Genomic DNA, 14,084 nt, shown 5'->3' on the forward strand with positions numbered 1-14,084 from the left:
TTAAAATCTCATAACTAATAGGATTAGAACCCCTCACCACACATTGAGATTCACACTATAGAAAAAGAGAAAAGACCACCTAAAGTAAAGTGATCTTAAAAAGAAAATTAATGTAATTTGAAATCAACATCTTTTGTTTCTGGTCCCATTAGAGCTCCGATTGTGATGCAAATGCCGCCGACAACCAGGATAACAATTGGTGTATAGACGTATGGCATAAATGATTTTAATCCCAACATAATGTACGGTGTCAATGATGGTATGACTAGAGCTAGACTGTAGCCCACCCCGTATCCGGACGCACGAACACTCGTATCAAATCTTTCAGTAATATAGGAGGTTAAGACTCCGAAAATTGGAACTGATAGTACATGTAAAAGAATAGCTAGTCCAATTAAAGAGTAAACATTTTCGTATCCACCTCTAAGTAGGAAGAAGTAAATAATTGGAGCGATTGTGAAACTTGATACGCCAAATAATGTTAAGACTTTTCTTCGACCAACTTTTTGGCTAAAAGCGCCAGCAAGGATGAAGAATGCAAATAGGAATATGTTTGATGCAAATTGTGAGTACGTTGATAATGTACTATCCACTTGCAAAAATTTCAACATACCTGGCAATGATGAGATGATTGCATTGGTAATAAACCAAACACCGGTCATTAATACAAACACCTGGAATAGACTTTTTGAATGCTTTTTGCTAAATAAAGCTTTTAATGGATTTTCTGTTACTTTCGAATTTGCCCATACTTCTGATTCTGGAAGTTCGTAATAAGAGTAGATAAATAAACTAACAGAGATCAAAACGCCTAACAAGAATGGAATTCGCCAGCCCCAAAGTGAATAAAGAGCTGTTGCATCGCCAGCCGGTAAAAAGTGCAATGTAATGAGTGTTACTACCGATACAATAATAGTTGCAAATGGAAAACCTGCATTGATAATCCCACCAAATAATCCACGTTTTTTCTTTGGACTCATTTCCATTGCTAAGGGATTAGCCGAAGTATATTCTCCTCCCATAAATACACCGGAGAGGAATCGAAGTATGGCCATTAATACAATTCCTGTTAAACCCCATGTTGAGTACCCTGGCAAAATAGCGATAAGCAGTGTGGTAGCGCCAATTCCTGCAATTGCGATTAATGTTGTTTTTCGACGTCCAATTTTATCTCCAGCATAACCGAAGATAAATGAACCTATAGGACGTCCTAAAAGTGAAAGAATAAAGATTGTAAAGTAAATAGTCGTTGCTAAAGTTGGTGACAAATGACTTGGTTGGAAATAGATCATTGCTGGAGCTAAAGCAATGATTGGCAAGTAAACATCAATCATATCAATCGTAAAGCCCATAAAAGCTGTTAATAGTGTCTTTTTCCCATCCTTGCTCATCTTAGTGGGTGACGTTTCTTGGGTTGCATGCAATTCTTTTGCAGTACTAGTCATACATTACCTCCTATTATTGATATTCGTAGTCAATGCTTGTGTGTAATCTTTAAAGAAGGATACATCAGATCCCCATACTATATAAGGGATGTTATTTTCTAGTGCAAATTGATATTGCTCCATATTATTGACTGCGATGCCAACGAGCTTTTCGTTTTCTTTACATGTTCTTAAGATAGCTTCTACAGGATTCTTTAGGCCACCAGATATAAAGTTTGAGTCGGTTTGCAAAGAGACGCTTAAATCTAGCGGTCCAATAAAGAAAAGATCCGCATGCTCAACAGAAGTAAATTCTTTCAAGTTATTAAATGCACTTTCTGTTTCGATATGGATAGAGACGACTGTATTTTCATTTTCCTGCTCCATATAGTTAGTAGGTTGGTAACCATAAGATGCAGCTCGATGTCCATACGTCAATCCTCTTGAACCGATTGGTAAGTATTTAGCTCGATCAATTACTTGAGATACCTCGCTTACATTGTTTAATTGAGGAACCTGGATACCATCAGCGCCTAAATCAAGCGCTTTCAAAATTGAGCTTCCCGAATGATCAGGTATGCGAATAATAGAGTGTAATCCTGCTAAATGAGCAGCACGCGTCATATCTTCGGCATCTCTAAAAGTTAATGTGGTATGCTCCATATCAATGATAATGAATTGGAATCCTGATAATCCCAAGATAGAGATGAATTCCGGAGCATTCACTTTAACAAAAGTACCTAATTGCGGCTTTTGACTTTGCAGTTTCTGTTTAAATGTCATTTGGTTATTGGATGTCATATTCATCTCTTTTCGGTGTAAAGACATCAAGATTATAAACTGGTTGGTCGCCAACAACTTCCGCATAATGCATTATGTTTGGAGGAACAACTAGAAGCCCTCCTTTTTCTAATCGAACAACTTCTTCACCAATGTGAAAATCCACAACTCCGTCTAAAATGTAAACGATTTGCTCATAAGTATGACTATGTGGCTTTGGCTCATGATCGGGCTGTAAAACGTGCAAAGCTAATGTAGCGCCTTCGCCTCCAAAACCTTTACGTGTAACACCTTCACGAACAGTAATTTCTTTAATATCATCCCAATTGCTAAATTTTAGATTGCTAGATTTAATATTTGACATGTATTTTCCTCCTAATCAACTAAAAATGATGTATTTTCAACAGTCATTTGACGAATTTCTTCATCAGAAAATCCATTTGCTGCTAGTCTCTCTACAAAATCAATCATGCCTTCATCAGGATAAGGTGTATCTGTTTGGCCTAGGTCACTGGATAAAATGGTTTTAGACGTGCCAACGTAGTGCATTGTTTCATATAATTCGGGCCAATCAATTCCATAGTGAGGAGCAATAACGCCATAGCATTGTTCCATAAAAGCACCCATTTGTGTTAATTCTAACTGCTCTTCTTTGGTGAATTGAATAGAAGAAAAAGTAGGGTGAGTGACTACAACTTTTTTTAGTCCCATTTCTTTTGCTTTTTGAACTATTGCATAAGTTTCCTTTTTGCCTAAATGACCTGTAGCTAATATTAAATTTTGTTCTTTAATAATTGATAGAATTTCAAGTACTTCGTTTTTAATTTTGTCGTCATCCCAAATCGTAATCCCCGATGTTGCTTTTCCTTGTTCTTTCAATTCAAACTGTAGTTTAGCCCATGGTGGTAATTGCTCATAACTACTTTGATTGAACATATATTCCAATTCATTTGCTGCATCAAAAGTGGGCATCCAAATAATTTTAGCTCCATCCCTTGCAGCCATATCAACTGCAGCTGGATTTAACCCGCCTGAAGAATGATTTAATGTAAGGGCCCCAATTGGCGTCACATCTGGATAAATTTTTTTAACTAATCTTGCCCGTTCAGCAGAGCAGAAATAATGCGATTTAATTCCAAACCCCTTTAAACCAAGCTTGATAGCCCGCTCAGCCATTTCAAAATCATCAAGTTTCCTTTCATTTACATCTGGGCCAGTATGGATATGCAAATCATAACCACCTTCTAACAATCTATGTCCCATATAAATCACCCCTTTGATAATATATAATCTCTTTACGATTATATATTATTACAATTTTCAGATTATTACAATAGAATCGTATATAAAATTCTGGAAATAATATATAATATTAATAAATAAGCATAGAAAGGTTGATTAAATGACTTCTTTTAACCAAGTTAAAGGACATTCAAAATCAGAAAAGGTATACGATTACATAAGAAACGCTATCCTTACAGGAATATACAAGCCAGGAGATCGCTTAATCATTCGAGAGATATCCAAAAAACTGGGTGTCAGTGATATTCCAGTAAGAGAAGCAATCAAGAATTTAGAATCGGATGGGTTAGTACAATTAAAGAAAAACAGTGGGGCAAGAGTCGCTACTTTAGATTTAGAGACTTTAGAGGAAATATTCATGCTGCGCTTGGAATTAGAAACCTTGGCAACAAAACTTGCTGCGAAAAACCGAACGGCAGAGGAAGTAGAAGATATAAACTTTTATGTTGAAGTAATGGAAGCATGCTCAGAGAAAATGGATGTTGCAAATTATACAAGGTACAACAGAAAATTTCATGATACAGTTTATCAAGCCTCGCATTCTCCGATATTACTAGATTTTATTTCAAATTTATTAGTCAGAAGTGAAAATTCAAATAGCATTTTTAAGCATAATCCCGATCGAATCGAAACTTCTATTAATGAACATCGATCAATTGCTATTGCTATTGAACAAGGTAATGAACAAGAAGCTGAAAGACAAATGCATAAGCACAAAGAAGTAGGATTTGATATGGTGATGAATTCACTGAAATTTTCTCAATCTTATTTAGGCATTTAGCTCATATTAAAAGGACAGCGAAATTATTCGTTGTCCTTTTAATATGATTGAATTAATCCATGAATAGGGGAGGAGAGTCCGCTCTTTTTTAATTCACACTAATGAAGTTTAAGTCCTAAACAAAAAATACCCCCATCATCCGCAACAAAAAATTTTGTCGCGGACAATAAGAGCAATTAAAAGTAATCCTAATATTTAAATTTAGAAATCAATACCCGCAATTCCTCAGCCATTTCCGTTAGCTTTTGTGCGGAGGCAGAGATTTCTTGCATCGCGGCAAGTTGTTGTTCTGCTGAGGCAGCTACTTCTTCGGATGCAGCGGCATTGCTTTCTGCTAATGCGGCGTTTTCGCTTGTTCGTACTTCTACTTCTTGAATAGAAGCAGTTGCTTGTTGAACAGTTGCTGATACTTCTTCCATTTGAGGGGTTACTTTATTCATACTATCAATGATTTTATAGAATTTTGTAACAGACTCATTTGAAACTTCAACGCCATTTTCAACTTCTTTTGTTACTCTGGACATGATTTCAACGGTATTTTCTGTATCATGTTGAATAGCAGAAATAATGTCTTGTATATCCTTTGCCGATTCACGAGATTGTTCAGCTAGTTTTTTTACTTCATTTGCTACCACTGCAAATCCTTTTCCGTGCTCGCCAGCTCTTGCAGCTTCAATAGAGGCGTTTAGGGAAAGTAAATTTGTTTGTTCTGCAATGCCAGTGATGATTTTTAGAATAGAATCGACTTGTTTAGAACGTTCCGTTAAAGAATGGATGATCTTATTTGATTCTAAGACAGAGTCATGAATGGATTCCATTTGGTTGACTATTTTTCCAACGGATTCGCCACCTTCTACAGCTTGCTTCGATGCTTCCGTGCTAAGTTCAGTAACTTTTGAAGATAAGTCAACGATATGTACAGCACCATCTGATATTTCCGATAAAGCAAGCGCATTTGCATCAACGCTTTCCTTTTGTTTTTCAGCTGACTCTGCAACACTTTGAATAGATGAAGAAACCTGTTCAGTAGCCGCACTTGTTTCTTCTGAACTTGCTGATAATTCTTGAGCGGATGCAGCGACTTGTTCGGCATTTTGTTCAACATTTTGTAATAGTAACTTCAAATTCTCTTTCATCTCGATGAAGGCATGGCCTAATTGACCGATTACGTCTGTTGATTTTACTGTAATGGTTTTAGTTAAGTCACCTTTACTGATGGCCATTGCTTTTTCTTTCAAGTCCCTAATCGGTGCTACAATCGAACGAATGATAAAGTAGATTAGAACTGCTCCGATGATGATGGAGATGACGATGACCAAAAGTGTTGAACTCAAAATAGGTGCAGCCGCTTGGTCAATTTCGGAAGTATACATGTTTCCGCCAAGCTTCCATCCTGTTAAACCATTCGTTGTATAGGCCATGACCTTAGTTTGACCATTTAATGTGTATTCGAAAATTCCACTTTGACCCTTGTACATATTGTCATAGAAAGATTCCTTAGCATTTGAACCGGCCTTACTTTCAGGATGAACGATGAAGTTTCCTTTTCTATCTAATATTAAGGCGTATCCCTTTTTCCCAATATGGATTCGGTTTGTTAAATTTTTCAGATGGCTTAGTTTTAAATCAATACCGACAACACCTGAACCATCTTTAGTACTTTGTGAAATGGTAACGACGACATTATGGTTATCTGCAGAAACATATGGATCTGAAATAATCGCTCTCCCTTTTTGAGCAATAGCTTCTTTATACCAAGAGCGTTGTGTTGCATCAAAATTCGGCCCTAAATATGTATCCGGCTTAATAATTACTGACCCATCATTAAGGCCGACATACATTGATTCTACTTCTGGGTGAAGTTCAACATAATCACTTAAAAAATTTTCAATATCACTCTTATTTTTCTTTTTAAGGATATTTGTATTGAATTTTCCGGTGAACATTCGAACATCATTCATCTTTGGTTGAATCTCATTGTCTATTGAAAGATTTAAAGTGTTCAGATTCGCTTCGATGGAAGATTGAAGCTCATTGCTCACAGCTGCCTTTGCAGCAAAAAATGCTCGTGTACCAATCACAAGGGAAGGAACAATTAAAATAAGCGCAAAGGCAAGAATTAATTTTGGCTTAAGATTATTAAACCTAGGCAACCTCATTTTCTTCATGATGTATTTCCTTTCTGGATGAAAATTTATTTTTTAAATAATAATTACCATAATTAGTTGGTGGTGACATCTTAATGATGTTTCAATCTATTTATCGACAAAATATTATTAATTCTTAAGTACTAATTTTCAAAAAATTGCTTCTCAAAATCTTTAAAACGAACAATCAGTTCAATTGGCATTTATCTAAGAAAAGCCGAGCAAAATCCAAGTAAATGAAAATTTAAGTCCTATAATCCAGAAGCAACACAACTTAGGTAAGACTCCAAAAATAGTAGTTGAAAAATTTAAGAAATCTTTACAATTCTCTAATACTGGGCATACTTCAATATGATAAGTTTAATAAGTTTTCTTAGTATAATTTTTGGAGGAGTATCATGCAAAATGATGGAAAGTTAAAAATTCGTGATTCTAATTTTGAGTTGTTAAGAATCCTTTCGATGTTTATGATTGTAATTTTGCATATTGGTACGCATGGACTTTCGGAGTATGTAGATATCTCGCATTCTTTTGAAGAGAAAAATCAGTTTCTTTATTACTTTATTCGTTCAATGGCTATTATCGCCGTTAGCCTATATGTGTTGGTAAGTGGCTATTTTCTATCAAAATCAACATTTAAGTTAAAGAAATTAGTGAGCCTTTTTTTAGAAGTGAGCTTTTTTTCAACCATACTTTATGTAGTGAGCGTATTGGTTGGAAATGCGGATTTTCATGTGGGGATGTTCATCAAATCTGTACTGTCTGTATTTACAGGAGAATACTGGTTTGTAACGGTTTATTTTGCCTTGTATGCACTTTCACCATTTTTGAACAAATTACTGTCAAATTTGAACAAAAAAGAGCATGGCTATTTACTGATTACATTGTTCCTTATTAGTTGCGTTTGGCAATTCACCTATGATAATCAGTTTGTCGGTGTATCAAATGGATATGGTCTCATCTACTTTATTTTTCTATATTTTTTGGCAGCCTATATTCAAAGGTATGAATTTCTACTGTCTGATTTAAAGAGAAGTATCTATTTATCCATTTATATCATTGTGGCGCTACTGAATGGTTATCTGGTGTATCAATTCGGATGGGCCGATCAATTGTATTCTTACAATTCACCATTCGTGCTGATTATGTCGTATTGTCTATTCCAATTCTTTAAGAAAATAAAAATCCAATCACCGAAAATCAATTTTGCTTCGAAATATGTTTTTGGTATCTATTTAATCCATGAACATTTTACGATTCGACCTGTCATATGGAAGAAGCTCGGAATAATAGAAGACATTATTTCATCAAACGGGATTGTGGTAATCGCTAAAATCATTGGCTATTGTATTATTGTTTTTATCAGTTGTTGGGTATTGTCATTTATTCTCAGTACTATGTACAAGGCACTGTCTCGTAAAATCATTCGATAAAATAAAAAAGCACAAATCGTATTTGGATTTGCGCTTTTTTTTATTAGATAACCTCAATTTCTTCCGAACGAGCAGAAACTTTATGCTTAAAGTTGTTCACCGCGAATGCTTTCACATAATAGTTGCCAACTTGATCGAAAGTTACAGAAAGTACCGGGTCAGTAGAGTAGTTTGTTGTTTGAATACGCTCCTGATTACGATAAACATACCATGCAATCTTACACTTTTCCGAGTCAGTATTTGCGACAAATGTACATATTGAACCGATGGACTGTTTACCTCGCGCTGATTGGCTAATCTCAACTAAAGGAAAGTGCAAGTACTTTCGGATTTTGTCTTTAAAAATAGAAGGGAAGAATTTGCCGACATCACTGTGTTTACTATAGTTACCTAAATCAACATCAAACGGAATTTGCATAGTTTTCAATTTGGCTAATAGCGGTTTGACGTGATTTTCATAGTGAGGTTCATCTTTCCCTAGGTGAATGAAAATCTCCGGTTTGTTTTGTGTCTCCTCAATCATTTTCGGCATAATCTTATTTAAAAATTTGTGATCATCTTCACCTGAAGAACCAGACATAAAGTCCGTTACATCCTGTGAATTAGTCTGATCAAGCAAATAATCTCCTAAATAATATTGAGGAGAAGCAGCAATCACATAATCGAATCCATATTTAATGCCATAATATAATGCCGCATATCCGCCTTTACTGGAACCCGCTGTAATAACCTTATCAATTTGATTTTCTTCTATAATAATACGAATCAAAGAAATCACCGACTGCTCAATAGCAAAATCTTTCTTTTCGCAAAGATAGTAGCTCGCTCTACAACCAAAATCATCTAAGATAAATAGCTTATTGCAATCAAATTCTGATAAAGTTCGAACAAAATTATATCTCGGTTCACTACCTTTAGAAGGGAATGCCGAAAAGATGATGACTAGATTCGTAGTTTTGTTATATGATTTTTGAAACAAATATTTAATGGGTCTTTCGCTTTCGAATACTTTTTCGCCTGATAACATTAAAAATCTCCTTTAGTAGGAATAAATTTGTGAGTTTATTTTACTGCAATTGAAGTTAATAGTATTCGATTGTTAGTATTCTTTACGTTAAATTAACAATTTGCAGGGGAGAGTTATTGAGATTTGGGATTATACATGGAGGACCGTATCATAAGTAAGTGAGGTTTATTTAGGAAAATTTAAGTTGACTGAGACTATCTTATTTTTTGTTAATGCTGAACCCAATTTTCATGTTATTTAATTAATGGAGATTGGTTAATAATTCATTTGTTTGTGGTTCATTTCACCGTAGTTTAACAAATTAAGGTTATGATAAACTACGGTAACATTCAAATTTTAATCTATAGATATACTAAACAGTAAAACGAATGTTGCTATTATTGAAAATGCAGATTAGACGCTTAGAAAATAATAAAATCTTGATTTCGAAGTCTCATTTATGAAACCTCATTATGTTCTTCTATCCGGCTCCGAAAAACGCCATTTCTTCCATTGTTTTTAGCCTTGTAAAGGGCCATATCGCAATTTGTATAAAGGGTTTCCAATTGTGTATACTGCTCTGGAATGACGGTAATGATGCCCATACTAATTGTATATGTCACAGGCAGACTACGGCTGTTGGCACCATTAAGTGACTGTTTGATTCGCTCAGTCATCTTATTTGATTCGGCTACATCCTTTCCGGGCATCAGGATTCCAAATTCATCGCCTCCATAACGCCCAAACAAATCGCCTTTGCCTAGATGCTGTCGAATTTGTATAGTAAGGTCCTGCAGCACTTGGTCACCAATATGATGTCCATATGTATCGTTAATGCTTTTAAAATTGTCAATATCAAAAAGAATATAGGTTAGGGATTGCCCCCTCTTAGCATATTTAATAAGATGTTGTTTCGCATTTTCTGTAAAGGTTCTACGATTCAGTGTGCCTGTTAAATCATCATAACTAGCTAAACGGATTAACTCGTGATCTGCCTTTTCCTTCATTAACAGGATAAATCCCATACTTCCTAAATTCGTAAAAATATAAATAGATAGCAAAGAAATCAATTGGTAAGCTCCTGGAGTATAAAAGCTTGTCGAAAAAGTAGTTGAAAGTAGCGCAGTTACCCCTCTGACCAAAGTAGCTACGACAACAAGAAGGTAAATACTACCGATGATTCTCATAAGCAAGGTGAGGGCTTTCCCAATAACAATTCGATAAACCGGGATATAGATTACCGCAGTAACAAAGGAGAAATATGCAATCCGGACGTTCTCTTTGTTATAAAAGATATAAATGAGTTGAAATCCGATAATACTGAGGAGAGTCAAAACAAGATATATCATCTTTGTCCTTAAATGTAGAGATTGTTTTAAGCTCAATAGTGCGATTATTTCTAAAGAATATCCAATAAATAGTAGCGAGTTAGCAAAAGAAATTGATAGAAAATCATAAATTCCTCCACGCAAAATCATACAAAACCATGCTATAGTCTGAACGCATTTTGCTAAAAAAAAGGTATTGGCTGTTAAATTCTTTATGTGTTTATGTTCATAAGCAATAATCAGGATTAATGTAAATAAGTATCCTATACCAAGCAATAGAATAATTACTTTCGTATCTAAAGATAAATTCATTATGAGCCACCTGTTATTAGTGAGTTTCAAATCATTATGATTATAACAAAAGTAGGGGGCTATTTATACTATATATATTCCTTCTTTAGCGTTGCAAAAATACTCTACAAGGGATACTCACAAGACTATCTTTATACTAATACTTCAAATGACTTGCCAATGGATAAGTCATTTTATTATGAACAATATCCCTTTATATTCAAGTTATTTTAAGGTTTGTCAAATCTTTTAGAAGAACTTAAGACTTAGCTGAAGAGGGGGATATGGACATAGACACTATAATTAGATTTTTCAGTGGTTATATATAAAAAATCCCAACACCAAAGAGGGGTGTTGGGATTTACATATTAAAGCTCTAACTTATTTGCTTACTTTAACTGTACGAGCAGCGCTTTTGTTGCCTGCTTTGTCTTTTGAGTAGACTTTTAAAGTAGTGCCTTTCTTTTGCGCTTTGATTTTTAATTTGTATTCGCCTTTTGAATTAACTGTTACTTTACCTAGTAACTTGCCTCCGTTGTAGACTAATACTGTAGCATTAGCTTCTGTTTTACCAGTTACAGAAGTAGCTTTTTCAGTGATTTTGTTCACTGTTGGTGCTTTCGGTGCAGTTACGTCTGGCGCATTGATTACTTTAATAGTACGAGCAGAGCTTTTGTTACCTGCTTGATCTTTTGAGTAGATTTTTAGAGTAGCGCCTTTCTTTTGCGCTTTGATTTTTAATTTATAATCGCCTTTTGAATTAGCTACTACTTTTCCTAGTAAAGTGCTTCCGTTGTAAACTAATACTGTAGCATTAGCTTCTGTTTTACCAGATACATCAGTAGTTTTTTCAGTGATTTTATTCACTGTTGGTGCTTTTGGCGCAGTGAAGTCTGGCATATTCGTGAAGGATGGTAGGCCAGAGATGTAGCCGATACCGCCTGTTTTGTTGATACCGATTTGTGTATCGATTGCTTTTTCTAGTTCGTCTCTGTTCACTGCAGTAATTGCTTTTGTATCAAGTTCGTCACCAGGATGTTGGAAGTTACTGAAGATGTAAGAGAATCCATTACGGTTGTCTGCAGCGAATAATCCAGTTGATTCAGCTCCTGCTGGTACAGATAAAACGCGATCAAGTTTTTTTGTATCTACGTTATAAGCCCATACAAAGTTATTTGTGTGCTTACTACTATCTTCACCGATAAACAATGTGCGCATTTCATCAGAATAGCTCAAGTTGTCAGGGTTTGCGACTTTGTCCACGTTTGCTGTATTACCATAAGCATCCGCATCTTTCATGTCTTCACCTACAAGTAACCCGTTCATTGATGAAGCAACATATTTACTAAGAATTGTTTTCCCTTGGCTATCTTTTTGACCACCAGTCAAATTCAATTGATAGGTTACACCAGATTTGATTTTATCTAATTGAATATGGTCTGCTGGATCAGTTGGATTTTTTTCCATACCTTTACTTTGATCTGAAATCGCTACATAGACTTTTTTGTCTTTCGCGTTTAAAGTAACACCTTCCATTTTGTTAAATTCAGAAGTTGCTCCAAGGTAAGCTGCATAACGGCGAGATTCAAGGAAAGCAGCTGCTTTTTCCATACCTGGTTTAAGTTTTAAGAATTCTGTTTTCTCATATTGCTTAATTTGTTTGAAGCCTTCTTTAGCAGTATCAGATGTTTCGAAAATATCGCTGAATTTAATGTCACTGTCGATTAATGACTTTACTTCCTTATCAGTTGAGTGGCCAAGTTTAATCCATTGTAAGTTACCTGAACCCCCGTTATCTGTCCCAGTTTGGTTAAATTTAGCTGCATATAATGTACCTGAAGACAAATCTTTTTTCTTATCAGCTACGTACATGAACATCGTTGTATATCCACCATCGTCACCAAAGAATGCTGTACGTTCATCAGGCATTACTTTTACTAATTCGTGAGAGAAACGACCTGTGCTATAGTGTTTTTCAACTTTTGCATCGCCATCTTTTGTTACTGTAATTTCAGGAATGAAACCGTAGTAATAAGGATTTGCTTTTTCTACATCACCAAAATAGAATTTTGCGAAGCTTTCAGTTTGAATTCTGTCTTTTGATTTTGGATCATTTTCAAATGCACGAGCATCTGGTTCGTATTCTTCTGAACCCAGATGAGTGTTCCAAGGTGAGAGGGAACCATTACATGGAATCCAAAGTCCATTTACATCAGAGAAATCAATTTTCTTAACAGATTTTGCTTTTAACTCACCTGTTGTTTTATCTTGATCAAATTGTGTTAGAGACATAGAGGCAGGTACTAAACCGTAAGCAGATTGACCAGCAGCATCAACTGTTTGGTATTCATAGTGTGTAACCATGTAAAGTTTACCGTCAATTGGATTCAAGATGCTGTTTGAGTCTGGTGCATCTGATACGAAATATTTGTTTCCAGGAACACTTGGGTCAACGATTGGTTCGCCATAATAATCAATTGGTGTACCAGCTGGCACCATTGTACCGTTCACATTTGCTACTGGGTCTTCTGATTTAAATAATGATTTATAAGAAAGAGGGAAAGTTTTAACCTTGCCGTTACTGTATTTCACACTAACTGAAGCGTTTGTATATGTGTTTACCATTTGTTGAATAGTAGTTGGAGCATTCATTCCGTTAAATTGAACGGATTCAATTTTGATATTTTCTTTAGCAGCAGCTTGAGTTGGTGCAACAGCTGGAATTGCAATAGATAATGCCAATGCAGCAGCAATACCTTTTTTCACAAGTTTTTGATTTATCATTCTTATAAAGCCTCCTAGTGAGTTAGTTACATCTATACTCTATTAGATAAAAAAATTATTAATAGGATATTAATAGATTGTTAAGGTTGTGTTAGGATATGGTAAATAGAGTTAATAGTGGAGGATTTTGAATTATTATATTTATCTGAAGAGCTATTTGTTGTTTAAAAGAAGTTTATGTCGAAAAAATTTACATAATTATGTTTTAATTAATAGTTTTTTAGGGTAGTAAGTGATTGGTTGCTTAATGACTTATACCTTTTCTGAAATAATTAATGTTTTGAATGAAAAAAAATTTGGAGAATGGAGATGAAAATCAATTGGAGAGTAAAAATATACAAGAACAATTTAAAGAGATTTTGTTATATGGATATAAAAGAGGAAACGAAGATAGATCACTTTCTGCTCAAGATTTGGTCCAAGAGTTAACTGAGAAAATGAGAGAGTTATTATGGAGGGAAGAATATCAAGATTAAAATAATAGATAGGATAAATGAAAGAATGCTCCCCTTATTCGCGGAATGATTGGTCATTAAACCAATGATTATAGCCGTGGCTAAGGGGAGTATTTTTGGTTTTTTTCTCGTTCCAGATGGTAATTATTGACTTAATATTAATAATTCTATTTCAATTATTAATATTCTGTAAAATACATAGATTACTGACTCATTTTCTATATAATGGTATAGAAGAACTATTAAAATGATTATATAGTAGGGGGACACTTGAGTGGGAAAGTATAATTTGAAATTTGTTAAACCAATCGCGTCATTGATTTTGGGAGCAACAGTTGTATTGGGAGCAGTAG

At 34.9% G+C, this 14,084-nt stretch carries 11 protein-coding genes; 3 read left to right on the forward strand and 8 right to left on the reverse strand.

Going from position 1 to position 14,084, the window contains the following annotated elements:
* Positions 1-107 precede the first annotated feature (107 nt).
* From ACWV26_RS02810 to ACWV26_RS02825, 4 genes are read right to left on the reverse strand one after another with little or no spacing between them, the layout of a single operon-like run.
* The gene (locus ACWV26_RS02810) at positions 108-1,445 is read right to left on the reverse strand and encodes an MFS transporter (RefSeq protein WP_455896861.1); all 1,338 of its coding nucleotides are present in this window, start codon (positions 1,443-1,445) and stop codon (positions 108-110) included.
* Positions 1,446-1,448: 3 nt separating this feature from the next.
* Positions 1,449-2,225 (reverse strand): HpcH/HpaI aldolase family protein, encoded by a 777-nt coding sequence (locus ACWV26_RS02815; protein ID WP_455896862.1) that lies wholly within the window; start codon positions 2,223-2,225, stop codon positions 1,449-1,451.
* Positions 2,212-2,568, reverse strand: a complete 357-nt coding sequence (locus ACWV26_RS02820) for a cupin domain-containing protein (protein ID WP_455896863.1) — start codon at positions 2,566-2,568, stop codon at positions 2,212-2,214. The genes ACWV26_RS02815 and ACWV26_RS02820 overlap by 14 nt, the downstream gene beginning before the upstream one ends.
* An 11-nt stretch (positions 2,569-2,579) precedes the next feature.
* Complete coding sequence (locus ACWV26_RS02825; protein ID WP_455896864.1) at positions 2,580-3,467, reverse strand: DUF6282 family protein; 888 nt, start codon at positions 3,465-3,467, stop codon at positions 2,580-2,582.
* 139 nt (positions 3,468-3,606) lie between these two features.
* On the opposite strand from ACWV26_RS02825, the gene ACWV26_RS02830 reads away from it, so the two are divergent.
* Positions 3,607-4,287, forward strand: coding sequence for a GntR family transcriptional regulator (locus ACWV26_RS02830; protein ID WP_455896865.1), 681 nt, complete (start codon positions 3,607-3,609; stop codon positions 4,285-4,287).
* Positions 4,288-4,475: 188 nt separating this feature from the next.
* Here the strand turns inward: ACWV26_RS02830 and ACWV26_RS02835 are convergent, their stop codons facing one another.
* The gene (locus ACWV26_RS02835; protein ID WP_455896866.1) at positions 4,476-6,455 is read right to left on the reverse strand and encodes a methyl-accepting chemotaxis protein; all 1,980 of its coding nucleotides are present in this window, start codon (positions 6,453-6,455) and stop codon (positions 4,476-4,478) included.
* Between the two features lie 377 nt (positions 6,456-6,832).
* Here ACWV26_RS02835 and ACWV26_RS02840 point away from each other — a divergent pair, with 377 nt between their 5' ends.
* Positions 6,833-7,867, forward strand: a complete 1,035-nt coding sequence (locus ACWV26_RS02840) for an acyltransferase (RefSeq protein WP_455896867.1) — start codon at positions 6,833-6,835, stop codon at positions 7,865-7,867.
* A gap of 43 nt (positions 7,868-7,910) precedes the next feature.
* Here ACWV26_RS02840 and ACWV26_RS02845 read toward each other — a convergent pair whose 3' ends face one another.
* The 3 genes from ACWV26_RS02845 to ACWV26_RS02855 all read right to left on the reverse strand — a co-directional run bounded on the left by ACWV26_RS02845 (position 7,911) and on the right by ACWV26_RS02855 (position 13,276).
* Positions 7,911-8,894, reverse strand: coding sequence for a Two component regulator three Y domain-containing protein (locus ACWV26_RS02845; RefSeq protein WP_455896868.1), 984 nt, complete (start codon positions 8,892-8,894; stop codon positions 7,911-7,913).
* Positions 8,895-9,331: 437 nt separating this feature from the next.
* Positions 9,332-10,513, reverse strand: a complete 1,182-nt coding sequence (locus ACWV26_RS02850; protein WP_455896869.1) for a GGDEF domain-containing protein — start codon at positions 10,511-10,513, stop codon at positions 9,332-9,334.
* A gap of 360 nt (positions 10,514-10,873) precedes the next feature.
* Positions 10,874-13,276, reverse strand: a complete 2,403-nt coding sequence (locus ACWV26_RS02855) for an Ig-like domain-containing protein (protein WP_455896870.1) — start codon at positions 13,274-13,276, stop codon at positions 10,874-10,876.
* A gap of 296 nt (positions 13,277-13,572) precedes the next feature.
* Here ACWV26_RS02855 and ACWV26_RS02860 point away from each other — a divergent pair, with 296 nt between their 5' ends.
* A complete protein-coding gene (locus tag ACWV26_RS02860) occupies positions 13,573-13,752 on the forward strand; it encodes a hypothetical protein (RefSeq protein ID WP_455896871.1) in 180 nt (59 codons plus the stop codon).
* Positions 13,753-14,084: the final 332 nt, after the last annotated feature.

The sequence above is a fragment of the Rummeliibacillus sp. JY-2-4R genome, from assembly GCF_053847205.1.